A 15,659-nucleotide genomic window follows, 5' to 3' on the forward strand; every position below is an offset into this window, starting at 1 on the left:
AGTCCGGTTTCGCGGCGCCGGGCTCAGGCTGCCCGGCGGATCGGGCGCTTCGCCACCTTGCGGTAGTGACCGATGGCAAAGTCACTGACCAGCGCGTCGAACACGGCCTGGTGCAGCGGATGATCGAACTCCAGCCCGGAGGCCATCGGTTCGGACCACACGACATAGGCCGTCTTGGCCTGCAGGCCGGGGATCAGCAGCGTCAGCGGCTCGCCGATGCGCTGCTTTTCCAGTCCGTCGACCCGCGCGCCGTAGGGAGTGAGATCCTTAAGCATGACTGTTGACCGTATCACGCCGCGGCGGCACCGCACCGGCAGTTCCAGCCCGATGCGTTCGGCCCGGCGCAGCGCGCCCACGTCGATGTTCTGGCTGCCGTTGCTGATATCGAGAAACATCGTCCTTCTCCCGGCTGGTGTTAACCACGGATCGTAGAACGGAGCGCGGGGTGCAGCTTTCACCCCGGCGCGCGGCGCTAAGCATTCCTACCGAAGGGATCGCTTGCACATGGCAATGGTCCGCTTCACAACATTTCCGGGAAAACGCCTGAGGGGGCAGGAAAATGGGCAACGATGACAATGCCTTGAATGGCAGGGGCATGGAAAATGGCCATGATATGGCGCGGCGGCTGATGGTGCTGGGCGCCGTTCTGGTAATGCTGGGGCTGCTCACGGGCTTTGTCTCGGGCAGCCTTGCCAATCCGCGCATGGGGCTGGTCGCGCATCTGGAAGGATTGATGAACGGAACGCTGATGCTGGCGCTGGGCGCGGGCTGGTCGCGTGTTCATCTCTCCGGACGCGAGGAGGGGGCCGCGTTCGTGCTGCTGGTCTTCGGCACCGTGTCGAACTGGCTGGCGACGCTGCTGGCTGCGGTGTGGGGCGTGGGCGGGCAGACGATGCCGCTCAGCGCCGCCGGGCGCACCGGCGCGGCGTGGCAGGAAGCGCTGGTGAGCGTGCTGCTGGTGACGCTGTCGTTCGCGATGGTCGCGTCTTTCGCGCTGGTGCTGAAGGGACTTCTGGCGCGGCGCGGGACTTGAGAGGAACCGCAGTTCGGTAAGATTCGCGAGGTAATACAGGCACGAGGTCCGCACCCGGCGGCCGCAAGGAGAGCGTGATGGAACAGCCCGGATTGTTCGCCGGCTTCGCGGACCGCGAAACCGAAACGCGCTATAATGAACGCGCGCGCACCCTGCGGCTGCCGTTCGTGCGGCTATACGGCGTGATCCTGCTGGTGGTGCTGATCGCCTATTCGATCATCAATCCGCTCTATATCGAGCCGGTCGAGAACGCGATCCTCGCCTTCTGGCTCGGGCTGACGATCCTTGTCGGCGGCATCTACATCGGAGTCACGTTCTGGCCGGGCTATGTCCGCCACCCGATGCTCGATTTCGCGGCGCTGCTGGTGATCGGGCTGCTGGTCAGCCGGGTCAACGTGGTGCTGTTCGATCACCTGCTCCATTCCGATGCGCAGCTGCGCGCGGTGGGCGTGTTCAACCGGCTGGCGATTACCGCCTTTGCCGCCGTGACTCTGGCCGGCAGGCCCAAGCTGTTTCTCGCGTGGCTGGGGTGCGATTTCGTCGGCTGGATCGGGCAGGTCATGCCCGGTCAGCAGGCCGTTTCCGCCCTGGCCTACGCGTTGCTCAGCTATTTGAGCGGGGCGCTGATCATGGCGGCGATCAACCTCGCGGTGGGCCTGACGAGCCGCTCCGCGTTCCGTCTGGCGGATTCGCTTGATATCGAGCGGTCCAAGAACGAGGAACTCCTGCTCAACATGCTGCCCCCGGCAGCGGTCGCGCGCATTCGCAGCGGGCTGCTGGTGGCCGATTCCTATGCCGATGCCAGCGTGATCTTCATCGACATGGTCGGCTTTTCGGCGCTGGCGAAGCGCGTTTCGCCCGGGCACCTCGTCGAACTGCTCAACGGCTTCTTCAACCATGCCGATGCCTGCGCGCGCGAACACGGCATAGAAAAGGTCAAGACCGTGGGCGATGCCTACCTTGCCATTGCCGGCGGCAACGTGCCTTCGGGCAACAGCGCGGACGCGGCGATTGCCTTTGCCCGTGCGGTGATCGCGGGCGTCGACGGGATCGGCATCGACGCAGGAGTCGAAGTGGGGCTGCGCGCCGGGATCCATTCAGGCCCGGTGGTGGGCGGCGTGATCGGCGCCACGCGCATGGCCTATGACTATTGGGGCGACACCGTGAACATCGCCGCCCGGCTGGAAGGCACCGCGCCGCCCAACGCCATCGCCATTTCCGAAAGCACCTGGCTGCGCGCGCGCAGCCGCGACGGTTTCGGGCCGCCGACGCTGATCACGCTGAAGGGGGTGGGCGAGATGAGCGTGTTCCATGCGTCCGCCCGCACCGATACGGGCGAAACGGTGCCCGCCGCAGCCTAGAGCCTCAGCGCGGGACGGCCTGGCTTTCGACCAGCGCAATGGCCGCGGCGATGGCCGTTTCGGGCGACAAATCCGACGTATCGAGCAGCGCGGCGCCTTCCGCCTGGCGCAGCGGCGCTTCGGCGCGGTTGCGGTCGCGCTCGTCGCGCGCCGCAAGGTCCGCCTCGATCTCCTCGCGCGTCACGTTCTCGCCGCGCCTGCTCATTTCCAGCCAGCGGCGCTGCGCCCGCGCGGGGACGCTGGCGGTGACGAACAGCTTGGCATCGGCATGGGGGGCGATGACGGTGGCGATGTCGCGCCCATCGAGCACGGCGCCGCCCGGCTGGTTGGCGAAGGTCTGCTGGCGTTCGAGCAGCGCCTTGCGCACCGATGGATGGACCGAGACCCGGCTGGCCAGTCCGCCGGTCGCTTCGGAGCGCAGCTCGGGATCGTCCAGCAGGCTCTCGGGAAAGCTGGTCGCCGCCAGCGCATCGCCGCCATCGTCGGGGTTGCGGCCATCAAGGAAGACCTGCCTGCCCACCGCGCGGTAGAGCAGGCCGGTGTCGAGATGCGGCACGCCGAAATGCGCGGCCAGCGCCTTGGCGATGGTGCCCTTGCCCGAGGCGGTCGGCCCGTCGACGGCGATGATCACGCGGATCTCCCCCGGTTGCGGAAGGCCTTGGCCAGCCCCCAGATGGCGATGGCCGCCCAGAAGAATTCGAGCACGAACGAGGCCAGGTTCATGTTGACCAGCAGCGACAGCGTGAGCAGCACCGCGCCGGCCAGGTTCACCCCGTGCTGGACGAACGGGTTCGCCGCCTTCTGCCGGGTGGCATAGGCATAGGCGAAGATGATGCAGGCCATGCCGATGAACCCGGCGATATTGGCGAGAGTCTCGATCATGCCGTTCCGGTCGCGGCAGCCAGCAGGTGCTCGAACACGGGGAAGCTGGTGGCGATGGGGCGGGTATCGTCCACTTCCACGCCGGCCTGGCTGGCAAGGCCCGCCACCGCCATCGACATCGCGATGCGGTGGTCGAGATGCGTGGCGACCGCCGCGCCTTGTGCGGTGCCCGGCAGCGGATCGCCGCCGGTGCCATCGATGATCAGTCCGTCCTCGGTCTCGGTCACGCGTGCGCCCGCCAGTTCCAGCGCGGCGCGCATCACCGCGATGCGGTCGCTTTCCTTGACGCGCAGTTCCTCAAGGCCCGTCGTCACGGTGCGACCTTGCGCCAGCGCGGCGGCCACGAACAGCACGGGGAATTCGTCGACCATGCTGGGGACGACCGCCGGATCGACCGCGATGCCCGTCAGCGCCGAGGCGCGCACGCGCAGGTCGGCGACAGGCTCGCCGCCCACATCGCGCCGATCCACTTCCTCGATATGGCCGCCCATCTGGCGCAGCACGTCGAACAGGGCGGCGCGGGTGGGATTGAGCCCGACGTTCTCGATCACGAGGTCCGACCCGGGCACGAGCAGCGCGGCGACGACGAAGAACGCTGCGGACGAAGGATCGCCCGGCACGTCGATGACCTGCGGCTTCAATTCGGCCTCGCCGGTAACGCGGATGATCCGCGTGCCATCGGCTTCGACATCGACTTCAAGTTTCGCACCGAAGCCCTTGAGCATACGTTCGGAATGGTCGCGCGTGGGCACCGGCTCGATCACCGTGGTCACGCCGGGCGTGTTCAGGCCGGCGAGCAGGATCGCGCTTTTCACCTGCGCGGAGGCGACGGGCAGGCGATATTCAATCGGCACCGCTGGGGAAAGACCGCGCAGCGTCAGTGGCAGGCGGCCGCCCGGCGCGGCGGTGAAATCGGCGCCCATGCGCGAAAGCGGTTCGATCACCCGGCCCATCGGCCGCTTCGACAGGCTGGCATCGCCCACGAACGTGGCGGTGATCGGATGGCTGGCCACAAGGCCCATCAGCAGGCGCGTGGAGGTCCCCGAATTGCCCATGTCGAGCGCGGTCTGCGGCTGGAGCAGGCTGCCCACGCCGACGCCGTCGATCACCCATTCGCCGCTGTCCAGCCGTTCGATCTCGGCTCCCATCGCGCGCATCGCGGCGGCCGTGGACAGCACGTCCTCGCCTTCGAGCAGGCCCGTCACCCGCGTGCGCCCGACCGCGAGCGCGCCGAGCATGATCGAGCGATGGCTGATCGACTTGTCGCCCGGAACGCGAATGCGGCCGGTGAGCGGGCCGGCGGCGGTGAAACGGCGAGGGCGCGTCTGCGCGGGATCGTGGGACGACACGGAAAAAGTCTTTCGGCGCAAGAAGGGGCGGAAGATCGCGCGGCTTTTGACAGCGCCACGCCGCTATGGCAAGGCGCGCGCCACTCTTGATTCCCCCACCATTCTTGATTTCCGGGATGGGCGGGACCATCAAGCTTTCGGTTTTGCGGCCCGGGCCTTTTCGCTTCGGGCAAGACTTGAGGAATTTTCATGGTCAAGCCTGAATGGGGCGCCAAGCACAGCTGTCCGAAGTGCGGCACCCGCTTCTACGACCTCGGCAAGAGTGATCCGGTCACCTGCGTCGAGTGCAAGTACGCCTGGAACCCGGAGCCGGTGCTCAAGTCCAAGCAGCCGATTCCCTATGAGGAAATCCAGAAGGAGAAGGTCGAGGCCGATCCGGACGTCGATCTGGCGGACGAAGATCTCGACATCGACGAGGACGGCGATTCGCCGGACAACGACGTTGACCTTGGCGGCGACGACGATCTGGGCGTTCCCGGTCACGACGGCGACGAGGATGAAGGCTGAGCCTTGAGGTAGTGATTTGCCGGAGCCACGCGGCTCGCCTCGACAGGCTCCGGCAAGAAAAAATCGGTTGGCGAAAAAATGCTCTTGCCAGCCGTCCGACCCTCTCTTAAAGGGCCGGCTCCCGGCGGGAAAGACGCCGCGGAATGGTTCACCTCCCAGGGTGAACCTGATGGAAATGTGGGGCCTTAGCTCAGCTGGGAGAGCGCCTGCATGGCATGCAGGAGGTCAGCGGTTCGATCCCGCTAGGCTCCACCATTTCCCTCCCTTCTTCCTCCCCGCCGCACTGAATGCCCACCGGGGAGGCTCCTGATGATAGACTGCATCGCTCACGGTTCCGTTGCCGAAGTCGTGCTTGATCGCGCGGCGACGCGCAACGCGCTGGCCATGGACGACTGGCATGCGTTGGCGGCCGCCGTCACGCGGGTTGCCGATGATGGCGCCCGCGTGATCCTGCTGCGCTCTGCCGTGGCCGGTACGTTCTGCTCGGGGTCGGACCTGCGCGAGATTTCCCGTCTGGCCGAGCATCCCGAAGAGCGCGCGCCGTTCCGCGCCGCGATGCGCAGTGCGATGGACCCGTTGCAGACCCTTCCGCTCGCCACGATTGCTGTGGTCGATGGCGATTGCTTCGGCGGCGGTGTGGCGCTGGCGCTGGCCTGTGACATTCGCGTGGCCGCGCCGCGCTCGGTTTTTGCCATCACCCCCGCGAAGCTTGGCATCTCCTACCCGCAAGAGGACGTGAACCGGCTTGCGGCGCTGGTCGGGCGGGGGCAGGCGGCGCGCCTGCTGTTCGCGGCCGGGCGGATCGATGCTGCCGAAGCCGCGCGGATCGGACTGGTCGAGATCTTAGAGGAAGATCCGCTGACCGCCGCAAGGGCGCTCGCCGGGCAGATCGCCGCCAATGCGCCGTGCAGCGTGGCGAAGCTCAAGGCCTCGCTGGGTGACAGCGGGGAAGGCCCGGGTCGCGATCCGGCGCACGATGCCGCGTTCGATTCGGGTTTTGCGGGCGTTGCCTTCCGCGAGGGACTGGCCGCCTTCCGCGAGCGACGGACGCCCGACTTCGCCAGTGGGCGCGATTGACGCGTATCACACCCTTCCATAGGTTTGCGGGCTAAACGGGTCACAGGGGCGCAACGGCGCCTGCATATCGGCAATCACGGCGCACAGGGCCGTGTCTGCCCTTGTTTTCGAGGATGACCCGATGATGTCCCAGTTTCGCAAGCCCGCGCGCAAGGCCACCGCCCTGCTCGGCGCGCTGGCCTGTCTTGCACTGCCCGCGTCGCAGGCCAGCGCCCAGTTCGGCGGATTCAGCCTGCCTTCGATCCCCAGCGCCTCGTCGGGCGGATCGTCGCGCAGTTCGGATGGCTGCCCCAAGGGACGCAGCAAGAGCGCCGGCTCGTCGATCCTGGGCGGCTTTATCGGGCAGGGCGTGGGCCGGGCCGCCAGCAGCGCGGGCATCTCCAGTTTCCTGCCCACCGCAGAAGTGGCGGATACGCTGACCAATGCCATCGCCTGCCGTCTCGATCCCGAGGAGCAGAAGCAGGCCGCCGCCGCCACGATCGAGGCGACGCGCGGCGGCGCGGACGGCGATGCGCCGCCCGCGGTCGGCAGCAGCGCGAACTGGACTTCGCAAACGCGCGAAAACGTGTCGGGCACGTCCACAGTGGTGGCGCGCAACGACAACGACCGCACCGGGATGCAGTGCATCACCGTCAGCGACGTGATCATCGTCAATGGCGAGGAAACGACCGCGAACAAGCGGATGTGCCGCGCGCCCGGTTCGGCCCGCTATGCGCTGATGGCCTGATCCGGCGATGCTTCTCAGAACGTTTGGCCTGTTCGCCATTGCCGCGGCGCTGACAGGCGCGAAGCCCGCGCCCGCGCCTGCGATGGACAAGGACAACCCTTCGTGCCCCGCCGCGATCGACTGGGGGCAGGCGAAGGCCATGACGCTGATGCCCGCCGATGTGGGCGGCAAGCGCGTGCTGCTGGCCGACGGCATCATCGACGCCTCGCTGCCCACGCGGCTGAAGGCGGCGATCGACGCGGATGATCGCATCGAGGAAATCTGGGTCAAATCGCGCGGAGGCGATGCGCGCGCGGGCAATGCGGCGGGCAAGGTGATCCGGTCCTACCCTGGCATGGTCACCCGCATCCCCAAGGGATCGACCTGCTTTTCGGCCTGCAACTTCGTATTCATGGGCGGCGACCGCCGCTTCGTTGATCCGGGCGGGATCTTCATGGTGCATATGTTCACGCACACCGGCGACCGCGACGCGATCGAACTGTCGGTGGAGGAAGGGACCGAGGAGACGACGCGCCTGATCGGCGAGATCGAGCAATCGAGCGCGATGCTGGCGAGCGAGGACAACGACTTCCTGATTCGCATGGGGATCAGCCGCAAGCTGCTGACCGAGATCATGTATAAGCAGCAGGCGGTGGCCAGCACCGCCAACCGCTCGACGCGCTACTGCCTCAACCAGGAGGAAGTGCGGAAATATAACGTGATGCCCATGGAGCGTGCGGAATAGGACGAGGTGCGCGCGCAGCCTCGCCCTGCCGCGTCCTATTTCTTGAGGCCGATCTCGCGCAGGCGCTCCTGCAGGTAATCGTCGGCGGTGATCGAGACCGGGTAGCGGTCGGGATTGTCCGGTGTGATGCAGCTTGGCAGCGTTTCGAACCGGAAATCGCTGCGCAGGTGCAGGAAGAACGGCATCGAATAGCGGCTGAAGCCGGCGCGCGGACCTTCGGGATTGCGCACGCGGTGGGTGGTGGACGGCAGCACGTGGTTGGTCAGGCGTTGCAGCATATCGCCGATATTGACCACAAGCGCGCCTTCGGGCGGCGAGACCCCGATCCACGTGCCATCCTTGGCCAGCAGCTCCAGCCCGGCTTCCTCGGCGCCCAGCAGAAGCGTGATAAGGTTGATGTCCTCATGCGCGCCAGCCCGGATCGCGCCGCCTTCGGCATCGGGAACGGGGGGATAGTGCAGCAGGCGCAGCACCGAATTGCCGTCGGCGATGGCGGGATCGAACCAATGCGCGTCCAGCCCCAGCCAGACCGCGATGTGCGACAGGATCGCCGCGCCGACGCGGTCGAACTCGGCGAACAGTTGCTCGAACACCGCGCGGAACCCTTCTGGCCGGCTGGGCCAGACATTGGCGGGCATCGACGGGCCGGCAAGCGGGTGATCTTCGGGCAGCGTGCGACCGACGTGCCAGAACTCCTTGAGATCGTGCCGTTTCGCGCCCTTGGCGATTTCCGTGCCGAACGGCGTGTAGCCGCGCGCGCCGCCTTGCCCCTCAACGAAGTAGCCGCGCTTCTCTGCCTCGGGCAGCGCGAAGAACGCTTCGGTCAGCGCCCAGGCGCGGGCGATGAGGGCGGCGTCGAGGCCGTGGTCCTTCACCATGGCGAAGCCGAAGGTGCGGAAGCTGTCGCCCAGATCGCGGGAAAGCGTGGCAGGATCGCTGGCGAGCGAGAGCACCGGCAGGGTTTGAAGCGGCATGGTTTTCCTGTTTGCGCAAAGATCGCGTAATGGCGGTGCCTTACCGGGATTCGGCGGGGGATTCATGACCAAAATCAACGTTGCGGACACGGCAGGCAGGCAGCTCTGGCTGATGAAGTCCGAACCCGACGTGTACAGTTACGACGATCTCGTCGCCGAGGGCGAGGGGACGTGGGACGGGGTGCGCAACCATCTGGCCGCGCGCAATCTGCGCACGATGCAGGTGGGCGACCTGGCGTTCTTCTACCATTCCAACATCGGCAAGGAGATCGTGGGCGTGGCCACGATCAGCGAGGGCGGGATCACCGATCCGACCGACCCCGAAGGCAAGTGGGCGGCGGTGAAAGTGAAGCCGGTGGCCAAGGTGCGAAACCCGGTCACGCTCAAGACGATCAAGGCCACAGAAGCGCTGGCGGACATGGATTTGCTGCGGCTTTCGCGCCTGTCCGTGTCGTCGGTGCGACCGGAGGAGTGGGCGCTGCTGCTCGACATGGCGGGGGGAACGATCTGATCGGCCGCGCGTATTTCCTTCCGATGAGAGGGTTAATCCTCTCTTTAAAATCAAGGAGATACACCATGGGTGAAATGACCGACCGCGCGAAGGGCCTTGCCAACGAAGCCGCCGGCAACATCAAGCAGGCTGCCGGCAAGGCGACCGATAATGCCAGCCTTCACGCCAAGGGCGTGGCGCAGGAGCGCAAGGGCGAAGCGCAGCAGGCGGCCGGCAAGGTCAAGGGCGCGCTGGGCGACGATATCTGACACCGGCTCCGGTTCGTCACGAGAAGGGCCGCCTTTCGGGGCGGCCTTTTTTGTGTCCGGCGTCATGGGGCCGGGACGGAGTCGGGCGCTTTGTGTGCCGGCGTGGGACCGTCCGGAAAATTTGCGGCGGGCCGGTGCCACAATCCTAAATAAAGCGTTAAGATGGCGCCATGCCAATGATCCGCGCCCTCAATCCAGAGCTTGCCGGCCACCCGTTCCGCCGGACGCTTCCCGCCCACGTGTTGCGCCGCCTGCCGGTGTTCGAACCGGAAGTGCTTGAGGCGATGCGAAAAGCCGAACTGCGATCGCCCGACGTATCGTGGAAGAAGCTGACGCTGCAGGATGCCAAGGAGTTTCTCCTCGCCTATTGCGCGTGCTTCCTGGCGGTGATGGCGTTCATTTCCTGACGCCCGACCTGAACGGCACCTAACGACACCTGAAGCACGCCGGGCTGCACCGCGCGTGCCGCGAATCACTCCGTAAGGTGTTCGATCTCGCCCATGTGCGCGCGTTCGGCGCGGTAGAGCAGCCAGCCCAGCCAGGCCGAGACGAGGCACATCGCCGCCCCCAGCAGCAACTGGTCCACCAGCGCCACGTGCGCTGCGCTGAGGCCCACCGCGAGCAGCGAGCCTACGACCATCGCGCCCGAATTGACGATGTTGTTCGCAGCGATGGTGCGCGCGGTTTCCGACTTGTCGACCACCGTGGTCAGGAAGGCGTAGAGCGGGACGACGAACATGCCGCCCGACACCGCGATGCCGAGCAGCGAGCCGAGCAGCGGCAATGCCAGCGGCTGGGTGATCAGCGTGGGGATGTCCATCAGCTTTCCGCCGGGATGCGCGGGCCAGGCGCGGCAGGCGAAGTGGAAGGCCACGATGAACAGGCCCATCACGATCACGCTGGCAGGGGAATAGCGCGCCGAGACCTTGCCCTTCAGCAGCGCGTTGATCGAGACCGAGCCGATTGCCACGCCCACCGAGAACACCACCAGGAACAGGCTGGCGACTTCCTTGCTGGCGGTGAGGACGTTCTTCACGAGCGGCGGGAACTGGATGAACAGCACCGCGCCGATGGTCCAGAAGAAGCTGATCGCGGCGATGGCGAGGAACACGCGCGGGTGGCGCATGGTCATTTTCACCAGCGCCACCGACGAGCGCAGGATATGGAAGTCGAGCGGCTGGTCGGCCACCTGCGGCGGTGCGGGCGGCACCTGGCGCCCCGTCAGCCAGCCGAGGAAGGCGGTGATGACCACGCCGCCAGCTGCCACTTCAACGGGAATCCAGCCGGCGAGGATCGTCCCCGCGAGAATGGCGATATAAGTGCCCGCCTCGACCAGTCCGGTGCCGGCGAGCACTTCGTTGTCGTGCAGGTGCTGCGGCAGGATCGCGTATTTGATCGGGCCGAAGAAGGTGGAGTGGACACCCATTGCGAGCAGCGCGGCCAGCATCAGCGGAATGGCGAAGGTGTGAACCGCGACGCCTTCCCAGGCGAGAAACAGCCCCGCGCCGCCGATCAGCATGATGGCGATCTCGCACGCCTTGACCACGCGGATGATCCGCGCCTTGTCGCGCATGTCAGCCAGCTGCCCGGCCAGCGCCGAGAGCAGGAAGAACGGCAGGATGAACAGGCCCGAGGCGATGGCGGAAAAGCGCGCTTCCTCGGCCTCGGAACTGTAGATGCTGTAGACGACGTACAGCACCATCGCGTTCTTGAAGAGGTTGTCGTTGAACGCCCCCAGAAGCTGGGTGACGAACAGCGGCAGGAACCGGCGCTGGCGGATGAGGTGCGTTGTCGTTGTCATTCGCTTCTTGCCAGCATCCCGTTTCGCGCCCAGACCCATAACCCGATGGGCGGCACGGGCAAGAGGGCATCTGGAGGTTTCAACCTCGCGACGGTGCGGCTAAGACGTGGTTCGATGCTGACCCTGCCCAACCTGCTCACGCTGTCGCGCATCGTCGCGGTGCCCCTGCTCGCCGCACTGCTGTGGTGGCCCGACTGGCCGCTTGGCTATGGCTTCGGCTTCGCGATCTACTGCCTGATGGGCATCACGGATTATTTCGACGGCTACCTCGCGCGGGCGCAGGGCACGGTGTCCAAGCTCGGCGTGTTTCTTGATCCGATTGCCGACAAGATCATGGTCGCCGCGGTGATTCTCGTGCTCTCGGCGCAGGGCGTGCTGCGCGGCCCCTTTGTGGGCGACATGCACGTGATCGCCGGGCTGGTCATCCTGATGCGCGAGATCGCGGTGTCGGGGCTGCGCGAGTTCCTGGGCAGCCTGCAGGTTTCCATCCCCGTGTCGAAGCTGGCCAAGTGGAAGACGACGTTCCAGCTGGTGTCGCTGGGCGCGCTGATTCTGGGGCACGCGCTGCCGGGCTGGACCGCGGCGATTCCGGGCGGGCTGGTGGTGAACGTGCCGCACACCGTGGGGCTGACGACGCTGTGGGGCGCGGCGGTGCTGACCGTGGTGACGGGATGGGACTACCTGCGAGTCGGCCTCAAGCACATGGATTGAGGCGCTTCCTTCTGAACCTCGTCGAGAAGGGGATCAGAACCAATGGTTCGACTTGTCTGAACGATAGTTCAGAGATCTTGGGTGCGGCCTGACAGGAATGGTCCGACTTCGCCTAATTACGCCGTTTTAATGCGGCTATCTTCTTGTCTGCCTCAGAGTATTCAGGCTACTACCGATCGAGGGTCTTGGGGCGGCGGGCGGTCATTGCGGTGGCCGGAGCAGCAGCATGGCCTTGGTGCGGGTCTGGAAAATGCATGATTATCGATGACTCGCTCTCCATCATGAACCGAACCGGCGCGTATTACATCGCGCGGGACATTGTGGAGGCGCTTTCTCCGCAGTTCGCGGTTCGGCGCTGGCGCATCGGTTCTCACCTGCCTGAAGGGTTGTCGCGCAAAGTGCTGGCGCGGCTGATGATGGCCGAGATCGGCGCGCTGGGCGACAGCCCGCGGTTCCAGCTGCGCAGCCGTGGCAAGCGCGTCCTTTTCCTCGATCCGCTCTATGTCCTGCGCGCCGAGCTGGCGCCGGGCGATCTCGTGCTGTGCCATGATCCCGGGCCGATCAGCCATTCCTGGCTCTATCCGCCGGAAGTGTGTGAAATCTACCGCAAGGCTTATGCCAGGATCGTGCAGGTCCGGCCCGCCATGGCATTCGTGTCCCACTGGTCCAGGCGCGAGTTCGTGAAGCTGTTCGGCGAGAACTTTCCCCGGCTCGACGTGATCCCGCTCTATCGCCGGAACGGTATCCTGGATGTGCCGGCGCATCGTCCGCCAGCCGCGCCGGATCGCTTCTTTCTGACGGTGGGCGCGCTGGAGGTGCGCAAGAATCAGGTCGCAGCGCTTGAAGCCTATGCGCAAGGAGGCTTCCACGAACGCGGCGTGGGCTACGTGCTGTGCGGGTCACGCGGCGATGCCGCCCGCGAGATCGCGGACAAGGTCGCGGCAACGCCCGGTGCGCACCTGATCGGCTATGTCAGCGACAGCGAGTTGCGCTGGCTCTACGAGAACGCCGAGGCTTTCGTCCTGCCGAGCCGGCTGGAAGGATTCGGCATGCCCGCGCTGGAAGCCGCGAGTTTCGGCCTGCTTCCCATCGTGTCGCAGGACAGTGCACTGGTTGAGGCGGTTTCGGGCGTGTGCCTGGAAATCGACCCGGAGGACCCGTCCGACATCGCGCGAGTCATGGCCGAAGCGCTGGCACGCACAGCGCAGCAGCGCGACGAGACGGCCCGGCAGTTGCGCAACTCGTCGGCGCAATACACCCGCGAGAGGTTCCTGCTCGCCTGGCGCGCGCTGGCATCGACGATCGTGGGATGCCCCGTTTCCTGACCGAAGGGCAGTCCTGAACCGAGCGCGCGGCGTGGGCGTGCTGTGCGCGCGGGAATGCTCGGGGGATATTATCCCGCGCGCAGTTCCTGCGCGAGCAGCCTGAACTCCTCGCCGCGAGGCGAGTTCTTGCGCCAGACGAGTGCGATTTCGCGGAAGGCGTGATCGGACTGGAGCGGACGGACGACGATCTGGGTGTCGTGCAGGATGCCCGCCTCGACCGCCATTTCGGGCAGCATGGTGAGGCCCAGCCCATTGTCGACCATCTGAACGAGGGTGTGCAGGCTGGTGCCGATCATCGTGGCGCTGGCGCGCAGTTCGGGCCGGTTGCAGGCGGCGAGCGCGTGCTCCTTGAGGCAGTGGCCGTCTTCCAGCAGCAACAGGCGGTTCTCGTCGATGAGCGAGGGGCTGACCGTTTCCGGCGGATCGCGCGGATCGTCGCGGGGGAAGGCGACGAACAGGCGGTCGTCGAACAGATGTTCCACTTCCACCTCGCCGGTGGCGAAGGGCAGGGCCAGCAACACGCAATCGGCGCGGCCGTGGTGGAGCGATTCGATGGCGGCCGCGCTGGGTTCCTCGCGCAGGAACAGCTTCAGCTGCGGACGCTCCTTGCGCAGGCGCGGCAGGATGCGCGGCAGCAGGAACGGGGCGATGGTGGGGATCACGCTCATCCGCAACTCGCCGGTGAGCGGCGCGCCATGCGACTGGACGAGTTCGGACAGTTCCTCCGCCTCGCGCAGCAGGCGGTGCGCCTTGGCCACGACCTGGTTGCCCAGCGGGGTGAAGCGCACGACGCGGCGCGTGCGTTCGACCAGCGTGACGCCAAGCAGCGATTCGAGTTCGCGCAGGCCCGCCGAAAGCGTGGACTGCGAGACGAAGCAGGAATCGGCGGCGCGGCCGAAGTGACCGTGCTCGTGCAGGGCGACGAGGTATTGCAGCTGCTTGAGCGTCGGGAGGTAGGTGCTCATGCTGGTGCTCTGGCTTCGGCAGGCTCGGGACGAGCGCCGGGGTGCGTCAGGGGCCTCACTCGTCGTCCGGAGCGACCGTGTCCTCGACGATCAGTTCCGGCACGATCGGCGCCAGCTCGACCGGTTCCGCAACGACTGCTGCCGGGGTGCCGTTGCCACCGATCAGGTCGATGTGCGCCATCTTGAGCTTGCCGTTCACGACCGCGAAGGCGAGCTTGCCCTCGACCAGTTCCAGCGCGTCGCGGCCGAACTGGTCGAAGCGCCAGCCTTCGAGGATCGACAGGTTCTTGCGCTGGCCGGCGGCGAGCGCTTCGAGATCGTCGCTGCGCGCGAGCAGGCGTGCTGCGATGTCGATCTCGCGGCTGCGGATCTTGAGCAGCAACTTGAGCAGGTCCGCGACGAGCGCGCCTTCCTTGCCCAGCGGGGCGCCGCGCGGGGCGCGGGGCGGCATTTCGTCCTCGGTCAGCGGCTGGGCCGCGGCGAGGGTCTGCATCAGGCGGCGGCCGATCTCATTGTCCTTCCAGCCGGAGGAGAGCCCGCGCACCTTGGCAAGCTCGGCCTGTTCGCGCGGGGGGTGGCTGGCGATATCGGCCAGCGTTTCGTCGCGCATGATGCGGCCGCGGGGGATGTTCTTGTCCATCGCCTCGGTCTCGCGCCAGGCGGCGAGCGCCTTCAGGCGGCCAAGCACGCCGGGATTGCGGCTGGGCGCACGGATCTTCTGCCACACCTGGTCGCGGTCGCTGCGATAGTTGTCGGGATCGGCGAGCTTCTCCATCTCGATGTCGAGCCATGCGCCGCGCCCCGTCTTGATCAGGCGCTTGAGCAGCTTGGGGAAGATCGTGGAAAGATGCGTGACGTCGCCGATGGCATATTCGATTTGCCGTTCGGTGAGCGGGCGGCGGCCCCAGTCGGTGAAGCGGGCGCCCTTGTCGATCGACAGGCCGAGCCAGCTTTCGACGAGGTTGGAATAGCCGATCTGTTCCGACTGGCTGACCGCCATCATCGCGATCTGCGTGTCGAAGATGGGATGCGGGGTCTTGCCGGTGAGGTTGTAGATGATCTCCACGTCCTGTCCGCCGGCGTGGAAGACCTTGAGCACGTCCTCGTTGTCGACCAGCAGGTTGAGCAGCGGCGACAAGTCGATGCCGGGCGCCAGCGGATCGATCGCGGCGGCTTCCTGGGTATCGGCGATCTGCACCAGGCACAGTTCGGGCCAGTAGGTGTTCTCGCGCATGAATTCGGTGTCGACCGTGACGAAATCGGCTTTCGCAAGGCGGCCGCAAAGGTCGGCCAGCGCTTCGGTCGTGGTGATGAGCGGGTGTATCTTCATCGTTCTTTTCTATATGTGCCCCCTTGCCGGGGGCGCATTCGTGTTGCCCCCTCCGGGGACGGCGGCTTGACAAAGGCACGGCCATCGCCTCTTGGCCGCCACCGTCCCCTGCCTGATTGCAGACAGATTGGAAA

Annotated in this window: 19 protein-coding genes and 1 tRNA gene; 12 read left to right on the forward strand and 8 right to left on the reverse strand. The window is 66.3% G+C overall.

Annotation, left to right across the window (positions count from 1 at the left end):
• Positions 1-23: 23 nt before the first annotated feature.
• Positions 24-395, reverse strand: a complete 372-nt coding sequence (locus tag OLX02_RS08370) for a hypothetical protein (RefSeq protein ID WP_264421885.1) — start codon at positions 393-395, stop codon at positions 24-26.
• Positions 396-595: 200 nt separating this feature from the next.
• Here OLX02_RS08370 and OLX02_RS08375 point away from each other — a divergent pair, with 200 nt between their 5' ends.
• Positions 596-1,033, forward strand: a complete 438-nt coding sequence (locus OLX02_RS08375; RefSeq protein ID WP_264421886.1) for a hypothetical protein — start codon at positions 596-598, stop codon at positions 1,031-1,033.
• Positions 1,034-1,110: 77 nt separating this feature from the next.
• Positions 1,111-2,394: an adenylate/guanylate cyclase domain-containing protein gene (locus OLX02_RS08380; RefSeq protein ID WP_264421888.1), complete on the forward strand. Its 1,284-nt coding sequence runs from the start codon at positions 1,111-1,113 to the stop codon at positions 2,392-2,394.
• 4 nt (positions 2,395-2,398) lie between these two features.
• On the opposite strand, the gene OLX02_RS08385 is transcribed toward OLX02_RS08380, so the two are convergent.
• From OLX02_RS08385 to aroA, 3 genes are read right to left on the reverse strand one after another with little or no spacing between them, the layout of a single operon-like run.
• A complete protein-coding gene (locus OLX02_RS08385) occupies positions 2,399-3,025 on the reverse strand; it encodes a (d)CMP kinase (protein ID WP_264421890.1) in 627 nt (208 codons plus the stop codon).
• Positions 3,022-3,276: a CBU_0592 family membrane protein gene (locus OLX02_RS08390; protein WP_264421892.1), complete on the reverse strand. Its 255-nt coding sequence runs from the start codon at positions 3,274-3,276 to the stop codon at positions 3,022-3,024. Before OLX02_RS08390 ends, OLX02_RS08385 begins: the two co-directional genes overlap by 4 nt.
• Entirely contained in the window at positions 3,273-4,625 is a 1,353-nt protein-coding gene (gene aroA / locus OLX02_RS08395) for a 3-phosphoshikimate 1-carboxyvinyltransferase (RefSeq protein WP_264421894.1), read from the reverse strand. Before aroA ends, OLX02_RS08390 begins: the two co-directional genes overlap by 4 nt.
• A 189-nt stretch (positions 4,626-4,814) precedes the next feature.
• Here aroA and OLX02_RS08400 point away from each other — a divergent pair, with 189 nt between their 5' ends.
• The 5 genes from OLX02_RS08400 to OLX02_RS08420 all read left to right on the forward strand — a co-directional run bounded on the left by OLX02_RS08400 (position 4,815) and on the right by OLX02_RS08420 (position 7,660).
• Positions 4,815-5,132, forward strand: coding sequence for a TIGR02300 family protein (locus OLX02_RS08400; protein WP_264421896.1), 318 nt, complete (start codon positions 4,815-4,817; stop codon positions 5,130-5,132).
• 179 nt (positions 5,133-5,311) lie between these two features.
• A tRNA-Ala gene (locus OLX02_RS08405) sits at positions 5,312-5,387 on the forward strand.
• A gap of 54 nt (positions 5,388-5,441) precedes the next feature.
• A complete protein-coding gene (locus OLX02_RS08410; RefSeq protein WP_264421897.1) occupies positions 5,442-6,209 on the forward strand; it encodes an enoyl-CoA hydratase/isomerase family protein in 768 nt (255 codons plus the stop codon).
• Positions 6,210-6,333: 124 nt separating this feature from the next.
• Positions 6,334-6,936 carry a hypothetical protein gene (locus OLX02_RS08415; RefSeq protein WP_264421899.1) on the forward strand — a complete coding sequence of 201 codons (603 nt, stop codon included), beginning with the start codon at positions 6,334-6,336 and terminating at the stop codon, positions 6,934-6,936.
• A 7-nt stretch (positions 6,937-6,943) separates the two neighbouring features.
• Positions 6,944-7,660 carry a hypothetical protein gene (locus tag OLX02_RS08420; protein WP_264421901.1) on the forward strand — a complete coding sequence of 239 codons (717 nt, stop codon included), beginning with the start codon at positions 6,944-6,946 and terminating at the stop codon, positions 7,658-7,660.
• Between the two features lie 35 nt (positions 7,661-7,695).
• On the opposite strand, the gene OLX02_RS08425 is transcribed toward OLX02_RS08420, so the two are convergent.
• A complete protein-coding gene (locus tag OLX02_RS08425; protein WP_264421903.1) occupies positions 7,696-8,634 on the reverse strand; it encodes an isopenicillin N synthase family dioxygenase in 939 nt (312 codons plus the stop codon).
• A 64-nt stretch (positions 8,635-8,698) separates the two neighbouring features.
• Here OLX02_RS08425 and OLX02_RS08430 point away from each other — a divergent pair, with 64 nt between their 5' ends.
• From OLX02_RS08430 to OLX02_RS08440, 3 genes are all read left to right on the forward strand, one after another.
• Positions 8,699-9,145 carry an EVE domain-containing protein gene (locus OLX02_RS08430; protein ID WP_264421905.1) on the forward strand — a complete coding sequence of 149 codons (447 nt, stop codon included), beginning with the start codon at positions 8,699-8,701 and terminating at the stop codon, positions 9,143-9,145.
• A gap of 65 nt (positions 9,146-9,210) precedes the next feature.
• On the forward strand, positions 9,211-9,393 hold the full coding sequence (locus tag OLX02_RS08435) for a CsbD family protein (RefSeq protein ID WP_264421907.1): 183 nt from the start codon (positions 9,211-9,213) through the stop codon (positions 9,391-9,393).
• 170 nt (positions 9,394-9,563) lie between these two features.
• Positions 9,564-9,800, forward strand: a complete 237-nt coding sequence (locus OLX02_RS08440; protein WP_264421908.1) for a hypothetical protein — start codon at positions 9,564-9,566, stop codon at positions 9,798-9,800.
• 65 nt (positions 9,801-9,865) lie between these two features.
• Here OLX02_RS08440 and OLX02_RS08445 read toward each other — a convergent pair whose 3' ends face one another.
• Positions 9,866-11,194, reverse strand: a complete 1,329-nt coding sequence (locus OLX02_RS08445) for an MFS transporter (protein WP_264421910.1) — start codon at positions 11,192-11,194, stop codon at positions 9,866-9,868.
• A 114-nt stretch (positions 11,195-11,308) separates the two neighbouring features.
• Between OLX02_RS08445 and pgsA the strand changes: the two genes are divergently transcribed.
• Positions 11,309-11,905 carry a CDP-diacylglycerol--glycerol-3-phosphate 3-phosphatidyltransferase gene (gene pgsA / locus OLX02_RS08450; RefSeq protein ID WP_264421912.1) on the forward strand — a complete coding sequence of 199 codons (597 nt, stop codon included), beginning with the start codon at positions 11,309-11,311 and terminating at the stop codon, positions 11,903-11,905.
• Positions 11,906-12,159: 254 nt separating this feature from the next.
• Entirely contained in the window at positions 12,160-13,230 is a 1,071-nt protein-coding gene (locus OLX02_RS08455; protein WP_264421913.1) for a glycosyltransferase, read from the forward strand.
• A gap of 68 nt (positions 13,231-13,298) precedes the next feature.
• Here the strand turns inward: OLX02_RS08455 and OLX02_RS08460 are convergent, their stop codons facing one another.
• A complete protein-coding gene (locus OLX02_RS08460) occupies positions 13,299-14,195 on the reverse strand; it encodes a hydrogen peroxide-inducible genes activator (protein ID WP_264421914.1) in 897 nt (298 codons plus the stop codon).
• 55 nt (positions 14,196-14,250) lie between these two features.
• Positions 14,251-15,525 (reverse strand): ribonuclease D, encoded by a 1,275-nt coding sequence (gene rnd, locus OLX02_RS08465; protein WP_264421915.1) that lies wholly within the window; start codon positions 15,523-15,525, stop codon positions 14,251-14,253.
• Between the last annotated feature and the right edge of the window lie 134 nt (positions 15,526-15,659).

The sequence above is a fragment of the Novosphingobium sp. KCTC 2891 genome (genome assembly GCF_025938155.1).
Taxonomy (GTDB): domain Bacteria; phylum Pseudomonadota; class Alphaproteobacteria; order Sphingomonadales; family Sphingomonadaceae; genus Novosphingobium.